This is a genomic window from Pseudomonas sp. Seg1 (genome assembly GCF_018326005.1).
Classification (GTDB): Bacteria; Pseudomonadota; Gammaproteobacteria; order Pseudomonadales; family Pseudomonadaceae; genus Aquipseudomonas.
Map to the genome: position 1 here is coordinate 1,429,914 of NZ_AP021903.1, position 14,302 is coordinate 1,444,215.

General features: G+C 59.6%; 20 protein-coding genes. All 20 read left to right on the forward strand.

Annotated elements, in window-relative coordinates; all coding sequences use genetic code 11:
• Positions 1 to 3: 3 nt before the first annotated feature.
• Positions 4 to 1,053 (forward strand): phage baseplate assembly protein, encoded by a 1,050-nt coding sequence (locus KI231_RS06190; RefSeq protein WP_213027725.1) that lies wholly within the window; start codon positions 4 to 6, stop codon positions 1,051 to 1,053.
• 133 nt (positions 1,054 to 1,186) lie between these two features.
• Complete coding sequence (locus KI231_RS06195) at positions 1,187 to 1,696, forward strand: phage baseplate assembly protein V (RefSeq protein WP_213027726.1); 510 nt, start codon at positions 1,187 to 1,189, stop codon at positions 1,694 to 1,696.
• Positions 1,696 to 2,094 carry a phage GP46 family protein gene (locus KI231_RS06200; RefSeq protein WP_103302988.1) on the forward strand — a complete coding sequence of 133 codons (399 nt, stop codon included), beginning with the start codon at positions 1,696 to 1,698 and terminating at the stop codon, positions 2,092 to 2,094. The genes KI231_RS06195 and KI231_RS06200 overlap by 1 nt, the downstream gene beginning before the upstream one ends.
• A complete protein-coding gene (locus KI231_RS06205) occupies positions 2,084 to 3,130 on the forward strand; it encodes a baseplate J/gp47 family protein (protein ID WP_103302987.1) in 1,047 nt (348 codons plus the stop codon). The genes KI231_RS06200 and KI231_RS06205 overlap by 11 nt, the downstream gene beginning before the upstream one ends.
• Positions 3,118 to 3,717, forward strand: a complete 600-nt coding sequence (locus tag KI231_RS06210) for a YmfQ family protein (protein ID WP_201234980.1) — start codon at positions 3,118 to 3,120, stop codon at positions 3,715 to 3,717. Before KI231_RS06205 ends, KI231_RS06210 begins: the two co-directional genes overlap by 13 nt.
• Positions 3,718 to 3,730: 13 nt before the next feature.
• A complete protein-coding gene (locus tag KI231_RS29925; protein ID WP_249412103.1) occupies positions 3,731 to 4,351 on the forward strand; it encodes a gp53-like domain-containing protein in 621 nt (206 codons plus the stop codon).
• A 139-nt stretch (positions 4,352 to 4,490) separates the two neighbouring features.
• Complete coding sequence (locus KI231_RS06220; RefSeq protein ID WP_213027727.1) at positions 4,491 to 4,820, forward strand: phage tail assembly chaperone; 330 nt, start codon at positions 4,491 to 4,493, stop codon at positions 4,818 to 4,820.
• A 200-nt stretch (positions 4,821 to 5,020) separates the two neighbouring features.
• Positions 5,021 to 6,118, forward strand: coding sequence for a phage tail protein (locus tag KI231_RS06225; protein ID WP_213027728.1), 1,098 nt, complete (start codon positions 5,021 to 5,023; stop codon positions 6,116 to 6,118).
• Positions 6,119 to 6,125: 7 nt separating this feature from the next.
• On the forward strand, positions 6,126 to 6,692 hold the full coding sequence (locus tag KI231_RS06230) for a tail fiber assembly protein (protein WP_213027729.1): 567 nt from the start codon (positions 6,126 to 6,128) through the stop codon (positions 6,690 to 6,692).
• A 21-nt stretch (positions 6,693 to 6,713) separates the two neighbouring features.
• Positions 6,714 to 7,640 (forward strand): glycine-rich domain-containing protein, encoded by a 927-nt coding sequence (locus KI231_RS06235; protein WP_213027730.1) that lies wholly within the window; start codon positions 6,714 to 6,716, stop codon positions 7,638 to 7,640.
• Positions 7,640 to 8,107 (forward strand): phage tail assembly chaperone, encoded by a 468-nt coding sequence (locus KI231_RS06240; RefSeq protein WP_213027731.1) that lies wholly within the window; start codon positions 7,640 to 7,642, stop codon positions 8,105 to 8,107. Before KI231_RS06235 ends, KI231_RS06240 begins: the two co-directional genes overlap by 1 nt.
• Positions 8,108 to 8,147: 40 nt before the next feature.
• On the forward strand, positions 8,148 to 9,068 hold the full coding sequence (locus tag KI231_RS06245; protein WP_213027732.1) for a gp53-like domain-containing protein: 921 nt from the start codon (positions 8,148 to 8,150) through the stop codon (positions 9,066 to 9,068).
• A 2-nt stretch (positions 9,069 to 9,070) separates the two neighbouring features.
• On the forward strand, positions 9,071 to 9,511 hold the full coding sequence (locus KI231_RS06250; protein WP_213027733.1) for a phage tail assembly chaperone: 441 nt from the start codon (positions 9,071 to 9,073) through the stop codon (positions 9,509 to 9,511).
• A gap of 28 nt (positions 9,512 to 9,539) precedes the next feature.
• Entirely contained in the window at positions 9,540 to 10,742 is a 1,203-nt protein-coding gene (locus KI231_RS06255) for a carbohydrate-binding protein CenC (protein ID WP_213027734.1), read from the forward strand.
• A 10-nt stretch (positions 10,743 to 10,752) separates the two neighbouring features.
• Complete coding sequence (locus tag KI231_RS06260) at positions 10,753 to 10,971, forward strand: hypothetical protein (protein WP_103302976.1); 219 nt, start codon at positions 10,753 to 10,755, stop codon at positions 10,969 to 10,971.
• Between the two features lie 36 nt (positions 10,972 to 11,007).
• On the forward strand, positions 11,008 to 11,574 hold the full coding sequence (locus KI231_RS06265; RefSeq protein WP_213027735.1) for a glycoside hydrolase family 19 protein: 567 nt from the start codon (positions 11,008 to 11,010) through the stop codon (positions 11,572 to 11,574).
• Entirely contained in the window at positions 11,553 to 12,071 is a 519-nt protein-coding gene (locus tag KI231_RS06270; RefSeq protein ID WP_213027736.1) for a lysis system i-spanin subunit Rz, read from the forward strand. The genes KI231_RS06265 and KI231_RS06270 overlap by 22 nt, the downstream gene beginning before the upstream one ends.
• A 67-nt stretch (positions 12,072 to 12,138) precedes the next feature.
• The gene (locus tag KI231_RS06275) at positions 12,139 to 12,639 is read left to right on the forward strand and encodes a CinA family protein (RefSeq protein ID WP_103302973.1); all 501 of its coding nucleotides are present in this window, start codon (positions 12,139 to 12,141) and stop codon (positions 12,637 to 12,639) included.
• Between the two features lie 83 nt (positions 12,640 to 12,722).
• Positions 12,723 to 13,781 (forward strand): recombinase RecA, encoded by a 1,059-nt coding sequence (recA, locus tag KI231_RS06280; protein ID WP_103302972.1) that lies wholly within the window; start codon positions 12,723 to 12,725, stop codon positions 13,779 to 13,781.
• A 9-nt stretch (positions 13,782 to 13,790) separates the two neighbouring features.
• Entirely contained in the window at positions 13,791 to 14,258 is a 468-nt protein-coding gene (gene recX, locus KI231_RS06285; protein WP_103302971.1) for a recombination regulator RecX, read from the forward strand.
• Positions 14,259 to 14,302: the final 44 nt, after the last annotated feature.

The window sequence follows — 14,302 nt, forward strand, 5'->3', positions numbered from 1 at the left end:
ACCATGAGCGACATGGACAACCGCGTCACGCTGACGGTCAACAACCTGGAATACGGCGGCTGGAAAAGCGTGGAAATCACTGCTGATCTGGAGCGCCAGTTTCGTACCTTCAAACTCGACATCACCTGGCAATGGCCGGGGCAAACAGTGGATCAGCGGATCAAACCCGGCGACCCGTGCGAAGTAAAGATCGGCAACGATCTGGTGCTTACGGGGTACGTGTTCAAGGCACCGATCCGTTACGACGGCCGGCAGATCGGCCTGACCATCGAGGGCAGTTCCAGGACGCAGGATCTGGTCGATTGCGCCGCCACCAACCGGCCCAATCAATGGCAGGAACAACCGTTGCTGAGCATCGTTCAGGCCTTGGCGATGGAATACTCGCTGATGGTGGTCAACCAGATTCCCGAGACTGCGCGACTGGCCAAACACACGATTGTGCCGGGCGAAACGGTGTTCCAGTCGATCGACCGTTTGCTCTCGCTGTTCCGGGTGTTTTCCACCGATGACGAGCAGGGTCGGCTGGTGCTGGCCAAGCCCGGCAGTGGCGGTCGGGCGAGTGATGCGCTGGAGCTGGGCAAGAACATTTTGTCGGCCAACGCGCCGATGGATCACAGCCAGGTGTTCTCCGAATACCGGGTGATCGGTCAGCAAAAAGGTTCGGACAAGAAGAGCGGGGCGGCAGTCAGCGAAGTGGAATCAACGGCTGCCGATCTGTCTTTCAAACGTCGGCGCACGACGATCATCAACGAGGGCACGGCGCTGACCTTCGAGTTGGCTCAGCAACGTGCCCAGTGGGAAAGCGCGACCCGCATGGGCCGTGCGCAGACCACCACCTATCAGGTGCAGGGCTGGCGCCAGTCCAACGGCGATCTGTGGCGCCACAACACGCTGGTGAAGGTCACGGATCCGGTACTCGGGTTTGATGGCGACATGCTGATTTCCAAAGTGACGTACTCGCTGTCGGCGCAAGGCTCGGTGACGACCCTGCAAGTGGCGCCGCCGCACACCTTCGATCCCGATCCCACGCCACCGAAAAAAAACCAGGCCTGACACAGGTCCCTGTGGGAGCGGGCTTGCCCGCGATAGCGGTGGTTACCGCAAACACTTCTTTGCCTGACACACCGCCATCGCGGGCAAGCCCGCTCCCACAGGTTTTGTGTTGGCAAAGCCTTGAGGACAAACCATGAGCCTACTGACACGCCTGCTGGCGCGCGGCACTGTCGTGCTCGCCAATTCGGCATCCAAGCTGCAATCGCTGCAAATGCGCCTTACCGCCGGCGAAGTGAACGATGACCTCGAACACTTCGAGCCGTATGGCTTCACCAGCAATCCACTGGCTGGCGCCGAGGGGATCGTCACGTTCCTCGGCGGTGACCGTTCCCACGCCATCGCCCTGGTGGTCGCCGACCGTCGCTATCGCCTGCAATCGCTGGCTGCCGGCGAAGTGGCGATCTACACCGACGAGGGCGACAGGATTCACTTCAAGCGCGGACGGATCATCGACATCGACACCGCCACGCTGAACATCCGCGCCAGTAGCGCGGTGAACTTCGATACGCCAGTGATCAACCAGACCGGCAAGATCGTTTCCACGGGCGATCAGATTGCCGGCGGCATCAGCCAGATCAAACACGTGCACGTCGGCGTGCAGGCCGGTAGCGGCCAGACCGGCGCGCCGGCAGGAGGCAAGTGATGCTGATCAGCCCCAACCTCCACGCCGCACTGACCCGATCCGTACTCATCAGCCTGTTTACCTGGCGCCGCGCCGCCGATGACGATGCCCTCGACGACGAGGAGCGTTTCGGTTGGTGGGGCGACACTTTTCCCACCGTCGCCGATGACCGTATCGGTTCGCGGCTGTGGCTGCTGCGCCGGGTCAAGCTGACCCGACAGACCCAGATGGACGCCGAGTTCTACGCTCGCGAAGCCTTGCAATGGCTGATCGACGACGGCCATTGCAGCGCCATCGACATCATCAGCGAACGCCTCGACGCCCAGCGCCTGAACCTGCGCACGGTCCTGACCCTGGCCGACGGCGAACGTCTGGACATCAACCCCGATAACAGTTGGCAGGTGATCTATGCCGTTTGAAACTCCTTCGCTGCCGGTGCTGATCAAGCGCACCCAAAGCGACCTGGCCGGCGATTCGCTGCGCCAGTCCGATGCGCAAGTGCTGGCCCGCACCTTAGGCGGCGCGGCTTATGGTCTGTACGGTTATCTCGACTGGATTGCCGAGCAGATCCTGCCGGACAAGGCCGACGAATCGACCCTGGAACGCATCGCCGCGTTGCGCCTGAACCAACCGCGCAAACCTGCTCAAGTGGCCACCGGCAGTGTGAGTTTTACTGCGACGGCGGGTGCCGTGCTCGACGTTGACACGTTGCTGCAATCCAATGATGGCCGCACCTACAAAGTCACCGCCGCGCGCACCACCAGCAATGGCAGCAACAGCACCACGATCGCTGCGCTCGACGCCGGCAGCCTCGGCAACGCCGACGCGGGTCTGACGCTGACGCCGGTGCAACCGATTGCCGGCGTTGTCGGCAGCAGTTTCGTCGTTCTGGCGCCGGGGCTCAGTGGCGGTGTGGCGCGAGAAAGTCTGGAGTCGTTGCGCTCGCGGGTGATTCGCTCCTATCGCGTCATCCCCCACGGCGGCTCTTCCAGCGACTATGAAACCTGGGCGCTGGAAGTGCCGGGCGTGACCCGCGCCTGGTGCCGTGGCGGCTTGCTCGGCCCGGGCACGGTGACGGTGTTCATCATGCGCGACGACGATCCGCAACCGGTACCGAACGATGAGCAACTGGCCGAGGTTCAGGACTACATCGAACCGCTGCGTCCGGTGACTGCCGAGGTGCATGTGCAGCGACCGATTCAGGTGCCGGTGGTCTATCGCTTCAAAAGCGTCAACCCCGACACCACCGCCGTGCGTGCGGCGGTCGAAGCGCAGTTGCGCGATCTGCACAACCGCGAGGCCGATCTCGGCGTGCCGCTGCTGATCAGCCATATCCGCGAAGCCATCAGCAGCGCCGGCGGCGAATACGATCACACGCTCACCGCACCGGCGGCTGACGTGCCTGCCGGCAAGAGCGAACTGCTGACTTTCGGAGGTTGCGTATGGGGGGCATAAGAACCGCCGCGCAATACCAGGCGCAACTGCGCGCCTTGCTGCCCGCCGGTCCCGCTTGGGACCCGGAGCAAGTCCCGGAACTCGAAGAAGTCCTGCAAGGCGTCGCCGTCGAACTGGCACGCCTCGACGCCCGCGCCGCCGACCTGCTCAACGAAATGGACCCCGCCGGCGTCAGCGAACTGGTGCCGGACTGGGAACGGGTGATGGATCTGCCCGACCCATGCCTCGGCGCCACGCCACTGTTCGACGACCGCCGCCTCGCTGTGCGCCGCCGCTTGCTCGCGGTCGGCAGTCAGGCCGTCGGTTATTACCTCGAAATCGCCAAAAGCCAGGGCTACCCCAACGCCAGCATCACCGAACTCGAAGCCCCACGCATGGGCCGCGCGCGTTTTGGCGCGGCGCATTTCGGCACTTGGGAAGCGCAATTCATGTGGACGCTCAACACCGGCGGCCGCTTGCTGCTCGGCCGGCGTTTCGGCGCGAGCTACTGGGGCGAACGCTTCGGCGTCAATCCGGGCTCGGCGCTGGAATGCCTGATCCACCGCAGTGCGCCGGCGCATACCAAGGTGCATATCAATTATGACTAGGGGGGAGTGAGCCATGGATTATCCGAAGAGTGTTCCCAGCGCCGGGTTGGTGAATGGGAAGTTTGTTGATGAGGACGCTATCAACGGCACACCGGGCTCGTTGATTCCTGCTGCCTGGGGCAATGGCGTGACGGAAGAAATCGTCAACGTCATCAAGGCAGCTGCCATCGTGCCAGACGAACAGAATCATGGTCAGCTTCAGCAGGCGATCATAAAAAACATCAGTGACAGATTACCCGGCCAGGCCAGCGAAACCGTTGCCGGAATGATGAAAGTCGCGACTCAGGATCAGGTCGGGAGCGGCGTGGATGACACGGTGGCGGTGACGCCGAAGAAGCTCAAACTTGGATTCAGCCTGGCAAACAACGGCGGAACCGGTTACCTCGGTTTTCCCTCCTGGATGGGCGGTTTGATCATCCAGTGGGGATGGATCAATAGCGCCACGACAGACGTGATTACCCCGCTTCCGGTCAGCTTCAACTCGAACTTTTTTCGAGTAATGGTGTGCAACGACTACACCGCATCCTCTGGATCGATCGGTTATATCGCAGCCTCGCCTCGAAGCTTGTCCTCCTTCGTTTCCCGGGGTTCTAGCCCGTCTCTGGGCGCCCAATACATCGCCATAGGCAAGTAGGCCGTTTATGAAAATTTATTGGAGCCCTTCGGTTCAGGGTTTTTTTGATTCTCGTATCAATTCGTCGATTCCCAAGGACGCTGTCGAGATATCGCCATCACACCGTAACGAGTTGATCGACGGATCCAGGCGCAATCAGGTGATTGTGTGTCGTGCCAATGGCTTTCCCATTCTGGCCGATGCACCGTCCGCTACGCCGGCAGAGTCCACGGTCACTGAACGCCAATGGCGTGATGCGCAATTGAGCGAAACGGATCCCATGGTTGCACGGCACCGCGACGAGTTGGAAACCGCAGAAACCACCACCCTGTCAGTCGAGCAATACGCGGCGTTACAGCAATATCGCCGCGACCTGCGCAACTGGCCCTCATCGACGCAGTTTCCAGCCATGTCAGGACGCCCTGTGCTGTCGGTTGCAGGCAACGTCACTGTGAAAAAGTCCCGGACCAAGTCCCGGGCCAAACCGTGATGCACATGATGCAATGAACTGGCGCGGATACCCCTAAGGCCACTTTGACGCGTTTTTTGTCGAAGCTTGCAGCCTGCCTTGTGCTCGCCCAAGCCCACTTCACCGTGGGCTTTTTTATTTTCAGAAACAGACCGCCACTGGCTCGCATCAGCGATCGCCGCGACGCGGTTCATTTGTTATTTCAGAGGAACGAAAGACCTATGGATTATCCAAAAAGCGTCCCCAGCGTCGGCCTGGTCGATGGCCGTTTTGTCGATGAAAACCCGGTGGCGGGAACGCCCGGTTCGTTGATTCCGGCGGTGTGGGGCAACAGCGTGACTCAGGAGATCCTGAGTGTGATTACCGGTGGTGGGTTGGTGGCTTCCGAAACGGACACCGGTCAGTTGTACAAGGCCATTCAGTCAATTGTCGGCAAGTCTAGTCCCATGCGCTCCCTGATCACCCGTATTTCTGCTTCAAAGCTGCTTGACGCGCAGGAGTTGGGGTTGGTTCTGATTGATGGCAGCGCGGGGGCGATGACCGTCACGCTTCCCGATGCGGATGCCGGGCTTGGTGTGCGTGACGTAATTGTTCGCCGTGTGGACAACACGGTTAACCGGTTGGTAGTCCAGGCATCAGGCAGCGACCGGATCCGTTTTCATACACACCTGTCGGCGAGCGGTTATCCGTTTCTGGTGCTGATGGGGGGCGGTGACTGGTGGCAATTGCGCAGTGACGGGGCGGGTAGTTGGTGGCCGGTTGGTCGCCTCGACAACACCCCTCTGGGCCGCCCTTCGTTCGAAACCACCATGGCGCTCAATCCCGGTGGCTACGGTCTGCTCAACGGCTATTTTTTCAAGCGTGCGGAATGGCCGTGGTTGTGGAACTTCGCTCAGGCTTCAGGAGCCCTGACGACAGAAGCGGCGCGATGGAACCGAGAAGGTGCGTGGACCAGTGGCGATGGTGCGTCGACCTTTCGAATTCCAGAAGTTCGCGGCGAATTTCTGCGAGCCCTCGATGAAACTCGGGGCGTGGATATAGGACGAGTCGTCGGCAGTTTGCAGAACCATGCACTGCAAAGCCATAACCACTACCTGCCCACCAGTTCAGGGTCTTCCAGTCGGCCGGCGCCGTCTATCCCGGACCCTATCTGGAACGTTTCAAATGACGTCAACTTTTACCCAACCGACGGAACCATCGCGACCACGTACCCCAATCCTGCGTTCGACTCCGATACCTACATCGGCAACATCGGGAATTTTACGACGGAAACCCGACCGCGAAACATTGCCTATCCCGCGCGAATCAAACTGATCTGAGGTGCACATGTTCAATTACTTAATAGACGACGCCGGCGCGTTGACCGGCCCGGTCGATTTTCTACTCGTGCCGGGTATCGGCCTGCAACTGCCAGGCAATGCTGTCACGTTGAGCATCGAACTCGCTCCGCCACCCAGTGGATACGCGTGGGCGTATGAAAATGGCTCATTGCAGCAGCTAGTAGATTTGCGCGGTGATGTCTATCGCACCGACACGGGGATCCGAGAGACCTGGACAGCATTAGGCGATCTGCCTGAAGGCTTCACCACGCAGCCATGGCCCGGTGGGTTTCATTCGTGGGTCGATGGTGCCTGGAAAATCGATGAAGCAGCTTCATTGAAGAACCGTAAGCAAGTCACCCTGACCAAGCGCGATGAACTTCTTCGCGACGCCGTCCTGCGCATCGCCCCGCTGCAATACGCCGAAGATATTGGCGATGCCGATCATGACGAACAACTGCTGCTGATCGAATGGAAACTCTACAGCGTAGAGCTGAACCGTATCGAACAACAGCCAGGATTTCCCGATGAAATTACCTGGCCGGTCGCCCCCGGCACAGCGGTAGCCAACTGATTCAGCACAGGGAACAGTGCAATGGATTATCCAAAAAGTATTCCCGGGGTCGGGCTGGTCAACGGCGGCTTCGTCGATGAAAACCCGATCGCCGGTTCGCCCGGTTCGTTGATCCCCGCCGCCTGGGGCAACAGCGTCACCCAGGAAATTCTCAATGCGATCAAGGCCGCCGGGCTTACGCCGGATGAAGCCAGAACCGATCAACTGGCCAGCGCAATCGGTGCACCGGTCGACTTTACCAAACTGAAAAATACCCCAACCACGTTGGCCGGTTATGGCATCACCGATGCGGTGGGACGGCTGCTGGCAGTTCGGCAGTTCGAGACGGTCGGGATCACGGTTTACAAGCCTAACCCCAAGGCCAGACGTATTCGTGTTCGACTGGTGGGGGCTGGTGGATCTGGCGGCGGTTGTGCATCTGTCGCCTCCGGGAACCTGCGTCTCGGTGGCGGCGGTGGATCGGGGGCCTATGCGGAGAGTCTGTATGACGTGACGCCCCAGATGCTTGCCGGCGTGCCTGTTTCTTTGGGGGCCGGTGGAGCTGCCAGCACTACGATGGGGCAGGTCGGCGGTGGGGCTTCCTTCGGCTCCTACATGAGCGTTACAGGAGGCGGCGGCGCACAGATCCTGAACATCGATACGACAACCTCATCCTCGGGGTACGTTCAGGGTGGCACAGGGGGGCAAGACGCCGTGGGCGGCAACCTTGCCAATGCACGGGGTCACACCGGTGGCTATGCAATGTTCAACGGCAATTGGGGAATGCTCTCCGGAGGCGGAGCTGCCAGCCCGTTTGACGGTGGCGGCCCGTACAGGGGCGTACACAATCCGGGTTTCGCAGGCGTCCGAGGCTCGGGAGGCAGTGGCTCTTGCTCGTCAAATCCGTCGAGTTCATTCGTCAGCGGCGCCGGCGGCAACGCCTTCTGTGAAATCTGGGAGTACGAGTAATGGCCGTTTATGCACGGATCGAGAACGGCGTGGTCGTCGAACGGATCGACGCCGGTGACTACGCAATCAGCCAACTGTTCGCGCCGTCTTTTGTCGAGTCGATGGTGCGAGTGCCGGATGGCCAGGAGGTCGAAATCGGCGCGCCGATCAGTCAGTTGCCGACAGCTGCCGAACCACTGCCCGCGCAGCAAAGTCCGGTGATCCTCCAGGCGCCGGTTGTTGCAGATCAAGCGCCTGCGGCAGCGGAACGTAGCTGGCGTCAGGCATCCCTGTCAGCGACTGAATGGCTGGTCACTCGTCATCGCGATGAGCAGGAACTGGGGCGTGGAACCTTGCTCAAGGCTTCCCAATATCTGGAACTGCTCGAGTACCGACAAGCGCTGCGCGACTGGCCTGATTCAGCGCTTTTTCCCACAGCGGATTCCCGGCCATCTGCGCCGCTTTGGCTGGCCAGCGTGATTGGCTGAGGCCTGCGCACCCACTGTATTTCAATCAAGGAGATTAACCTTGGACTATCCCAAAAGTGTGCCCAGTGTCGGGCTGGTCAACGGCCAGTTTGTCGATGAAGACCCGGTTGCCGGAAAGCCCGGTTCGCTGATCCCGGCGACGTGGGGCAACAGCGTCACGCAAGAAATTCTTAACGTGGTTCAGGCGGCCGGCCTGACACCGAATGAGTCGTCGAACAATCAGTTGCTGGGGGCATTGCGCAGTCCGGCATTGTTCATGACCGCCCCGCAGTTTGATGGCGGACGCTCAGCAGCAACGTCCGAGTTTGTGCAGCGGGCGTTGGGCAATTATGCAAGTGCGCGTGGGATATCCGCCGCCACGCAATTGACCTTGTCCGATGTCGGCTGCTCGATCGGTCTGGGTGGTAACGCAGCGTATACCGTGACGCTTCCGGATACCGCTGCGGTGCCGAGTGGCGCCACGATCAGCCTGCATTGCCGCAACAGCGCCCCCGTCACCGTGGCCAGTAAAACCGGCACGCAGATCAGTCCGCAAGGGGCTTATCTGGCGTCGATCGTAATGAACAATGGTGAAAGTGCGAACTTCGTCAGAGAGTCCGGTGTGTGGGTGGTTTATGGCACGGCTGCGCTGAAGTACTCGGCCAATTACGCCGCACAGTTCGCCACATCGGGATATCAAAAGTTTCCCAGCGGTTTGATCGTGCAGTGGGTGACGGGGGGATCCGATGCGAATGGCAACATGACGGTGTCGCTGCCGATCAGGTTTCCCAATGCTGTCCTCGGCGGTGTTGCCAATGAAGGCTACCCGGCAGGTTGGGGTGCCTCCAACGTTACCGTTTGGGCATTTGACGGCGCGAACTCGACGACAACGACAGTGGCTGCCCGGGTGCGCAACGTCCTGGCTTCAAGTGTGAAGGCCGAGCCGGGAATTGCTGGCCGCATTCTGGTTTGGGGGTACTGACCATGACGATTTACTTTTATGCACAAAGTCTCGGCTTTGATCGAGTCGACAGCGCACTTCCCGAAGTGCCTGAAGGGGCGGTGGAAATCACCCAGGCGCAATACGTCGAACTGTTCGCCGGGCAGGCGAGTGGCAAAGTCATTAGCGCCAGTGCCAGTGGTCAGCCTGTGCTGATCGACCCTGTCATTTCCCCGATTGCCCTTGCCAGCCATGAACGCGCATGGCGTAACAAAGTGCTGCAGGACACACAGTGGTTGGTGCTTCGCGACGCTGAAGAGCTGGAAGTCGGTGAGGGCACGACCCTGCTCGCCGAAGAGTTCAAACAACTGCTGGCTTACCGACAGTCACTACGCGAGTGGCCCAATGACCCGGATTTCCCGGATGCACGCTCACGCCCGGTTGAACCCGACTGGCTGCAAATCTTGCTGCGAACGAACGGCTGAGTCGCCGCTGATCTGAAGAGGAATTAAAGTGGATTATCCAAGAAGCGTCCTCAGCTCCGGCTTGGTCGACGGCAAATTTGTTGACGAAGACGCGATAGCCGGAACGCCGGGATCGCTGATCCCAGCGAGCTGGGGCAACAGTGTTACTCAGGAAATACTCAGCGCGATTACCGCGGCTGGTTTGAAACCGGACGAACTACAGACTGATCAATTGGCTCAGGCGATCCGGCAATTATCCAGACCGGATCCGTTGCAACAATTTCCGGTACAGGTGTATCGCAGAAATGTGCTGATCAATGGCGGGTTCGATATCTGGCAGCGCGGAACGACCAACCAAGGCCCGAACATCGGTGGTTATGTGGCAGATCGCTTTCGCTGCGACTGGAACGGTAGTGCTGCGGTGAATATCAGTCGTCAGGTTTTTCCTCTCGGGCAAACTGACGTTCCTGGCGAACCGGCCTGTTTTCTGCGTTGGCAGCAAACGGCGGCCGGGGCTGGAGCTACCACCCACAAGGTGTCCCAGAGTATCGAGTCGGTCAGAACCCTTGCGGGTAAAACCGCTACGTTGACATTTTGGGCGCGCTCCGACGCGGTTCGACCATTGAGAGTCGCGATTGCCCAGCAGTTTGGTGCGGGGGGCTCGGAAGCAGTTGTAAAAGTTGTAGATGTTTTTCAACTGAACACCACGTGGACTCGACACACCGCAACCTTCCAAGTGCCTGCTATCGCCGGAAAGATGAAGGGAGTCAATGATTGTCTGACATTGTCATTCGACTTGCCGCTGAATGTATTGCAGACAGTGGATCTGACCCGGATCCAGTTGGAAGAGGGGCCCGTTTCCACTCCCTTCGAATATCGTTCCTTCGCAGAAGAACTGTTGCTCTGTCAGCGCTATTTTGAAAAATCCTTTGTGAACGGGCTGGCGATAAAAGCGAATAACGGTACCAACACGTGTACTGCGACTTTCACTCAAATTCCCACGGGAAATACCGGCCAGTACGGAATGACTATCGGCTTTCTGGTACAGAAACGAGTACAGCCGACTGTAACCGCCTATTGCCCGGGCGAAAACAGTAACCAAGTCTGGAATCAAGCGATGAGCAAGGCTTGCACCGGTACCACTCTCCAAAGTGTGGCAGAGCGCGGTCTTTCGTTTGCCACTGTTACGCCTGTCGGCAGTGCGCCAGGGCAGACTTTGCAGTTGGAATGGACAGCGGACGCTGAAATCTAGGATTGAGCTTATGACATATCAACTGACTGCTTGCGGGGTGCTGCGCATTGAAGACTCAGCATTCATTCCACAGGATTCAACCAATCGCGACTGGCTTGAGTATCAGGCGTGGCTGTTAGCGGGCGGGCAAGTACTGCCAATGGGCGGAACACTTGAAGCTGATGTTCCGGGTGGCACCCTGAAAACTCTGGCAAATAAATGGCTGGCAGGCATTGCCCGTCCGTCGTGATTCAATCGGGGCAATATCCAGGGAGGATCAAGCATTATGCAAATAACCGAAAACAACCTTTTAACCATCATGCCCAACGCCCGCAGCCAAGCGGGCGTTTTTGTTTCTGCGCTCAACTCTGCGATGGCGCGCCGTCGCATCGACTCACCCAAACGTGTCGCTGCGTTTCTCGCGCAGATCGGTCACGAGTCGGGCCAGTTGCAGTACGTTCGGGAGCTGGGCAACAACCAGTATCTGAGCAAATACGACACCGGCACGCTGGCGCTACGCCTGGGCAACACGCCCGAGGCGGACGGCGATGGCCAGAAGTACCGCGGTCGCGGACTGATCCAGATCACCGGTCGCAGTAACTATCGCCAATGCAGCGTTGGATTATTCGGCGATGAGCGGTTGCTGTCCTTGCCGGAGTTGTTGGAGCAGCCGCAATGGGCCGCCGAGTCCGCCGCCTGGTTCTGGGAGCAGAACGGCTTGAACGAACTGGCCGACCGCGATCAGTTCAACACCATCACCCGACGTATCAACGGCGGGTTGAACGGCTTGCCGGATCGTCTGGAAATCTGGGCGCGGGCGAGGGCGGTGTTATGCCAATCCCCTGGCGAGTAATTGGTCTGTTGTTGCTGGCCGTGGGTGCTTTTGCTGCCGCCTGGCAACTTCAGGACTGGCGCTACGGCCGGCAACTGGCGGAGCAGGCTCGGTCAAGCGCCGACACCCTCAATCATCTGACCCAGACCGCCGCCACTGCGCAACAGGCAGAGCAGGATAAACGTCTGGCGCTGGAGCAGCGGCTCGCCGCCAGTGAACAAACCCACTTTCGAGCGATGAGCGATGCCCAACGTGATCAGGATCGCTTGCGCGATCGTCTTGCCACTGCTGATGTGCGCCTGTCAGTCCTCCTCGATGCCGGCGACGTTGCCGCCGGCTGCGCGTTGCCAGCCCCCGCCGGCCCCGGCGGCGTGGATCATGCAGCCGTACGCGCCCGACTTGACCCGGCGCATGCTCAACGAATTATCGCCATCACCGACAGCGGCGACCGCGGACTGATTGCCTTGCAGGCTTGTCAGGCCTATGTCAGAGCGCTGGCGCCTGCACATTTTGAATGAGTCTGTGTATTGAAAGCGCAACCGGCTCGTGTACGGTGGAGGCATTCCACACGATCCGGAGCGCACCGTGAAAGAGATCACCCAACTGGCTGCCGAACTTGGCCGACGCCTGCAAGTGCTCAATGCCCACGTCACCACCGCTGAATCCTGCACCGGTGGCGGGATCGCGGAAGCGATCACCCGGATTCCGGGCAGTTCGGCATGGTTCGAGGCCGGTTACGTGACGTACTCCAATCGGCAGAAAACCCAGCAACTGAATGTGCCGGCCGAGTTGTTCGGCACGGTGGGTGCCGTCAGTCGGGAAGTCGTCGAAGCGATGGTACTGGGGGCGCAGAAACACAGCCTGGCACGATTCGCTGTCGCGGTCAGCGGCGTGGCCGGACCCGATGGCGGTACGCCGAACAAACCGGTGGGCACAGTCTGGCTGGCGTGGGGCGTGGGCGATGCGGTTTCCAGCGAGGTTCAACACTTCGCCGGCAACCGTGATGAAGTCCGCCGACAAACGGTGAAGGCCGCGCTAGAGGGGCTCCTGCGACTGGCGGCACGAGAAATCGAAAATCAGGGGTAGGCGATCCGCGAACGCTGTGGAATAATACTGGCTACTTATACAGGTGTTGGCCGTCAGGCCTTATTGATTACGTGAGGACTTTAATGGACGACAACAAGAAGAAAGCCTTGGCTGCGGCCCTGGGTCAGATCGAACGTCAATTCGGCAAGGGTGCCGTAATGCGTATGGGCGATCAGGACCGTCAGGCGATCCCATCCATCTCCACTGGCTCTCTGGGTCTGGACATTGCACTCGGCATCGGCGGCCTGCCAAAAGGCCGTATCGTTGAAATCTACGGTCCTGAATCTTCAGGTAAAACCACACTGACATTGTCCGTTATCGCTCAGGCACAAAAAGCCGGCGCGACCTGCGCATTCGTCGACGCCGAACACGCCCTCGACCCTGAGTACGCCGGCAAACTGGGCGTCAACGTCGATGACCTGCTGGTGTCCCAGCCGGACACTGGCGAACAGGCACTGGAAATCACCGACATGCTGGTGCGTTCCAACGCGGTTGACGTGATCATCGTCGACTCCGTGGCTGCACTGGTGCCGAAGGCTGAAATCGAAGGCGAAATGGGTGACATGCACGTGGGCCTGCAAGCCCGTCTGATGTCCCAGGCGCTGCGTAAAATCACCGGTAACATCAAGAACGCCAACTGCCTGGTGATCTTCATCAACCAGATCCGTATGAAGATCGGCGTGATGTTCGGTAGCCCGGAGACCACCACCGGTGGTAACGCGCTGAAGTTCTACGCTTCGGTTCGTCTCGACATCCGCCGTACCGGCGCGGTGAAAGAAGGCGACGAAGTGGTCGGTAGCGAAACCCGCGTCAAGGTTGTGAAGAACAAGGTGGCTTCGCCGTTCCGTCAGGCCGAGTTCCAGATTCTTTACGGCAAGGGCATCTACCTCAACGGCGAGATGATCGACCTGGGCGTGCTGCACGGTTTCGTTGAGAAGTCTGGCGCTTGGTACGCTTACGAAGGCACCAAGATCGGTCAGGGCAAGGCCAACTCGGCCAAGTTCCTGGCGGACAATCCGGAAATCGCTGCCAAGCTCGAGAAGCAACTGCGTGACAAACTGCTGGCACCAGCAGCAGACGTCAAGGCTTCGGCGACCCGCGACAAAATCGACGATATGGCCGAGGCCGACATCGACGTTTGAAGTCTCTGAATGACACTCGTACTTGATACCCTCGTCGCGGTGCGGCGAACCGCCATGGACCTGCTCGCACGTCGCGAGCACGGTCGAGTCGAGCTGACGCGTAAACTGCGTCAGCGTGGCGCTGAGGCGGAGATGATCGAAACAGCCCTCGACCGTTTGACGGAAGAAGGGCTGCTTTCCGAAGCTCGTTATCTTGAAAGCTTTGTTTCCTACCGTGCCCGTTCCGGTTATGGCCCTCTGCGAATTCGCGAGGAACTGAGCCAACGTGGTTTGCAACGCGCTGATATCGAGCTCGCCCTGCGCGAAAGCGGTATCAGTTGGCAGGAGCAGCTTCAGGAAACCTGGCAGCGAAAATTCTCCGGGCACTTACCGATTGATGCCAAGGAGCGTGCCAAGCAAGGCCGTTTCCTGGCCTATCGAGGTTTCTCGATGGAGATGATCAACCGCTTGTTCAGCGGCAGAGGCATGGACGATTAAGACGATTGAAGAAAACGGCCCGCTATGAAAATAGCGGGCCGTTT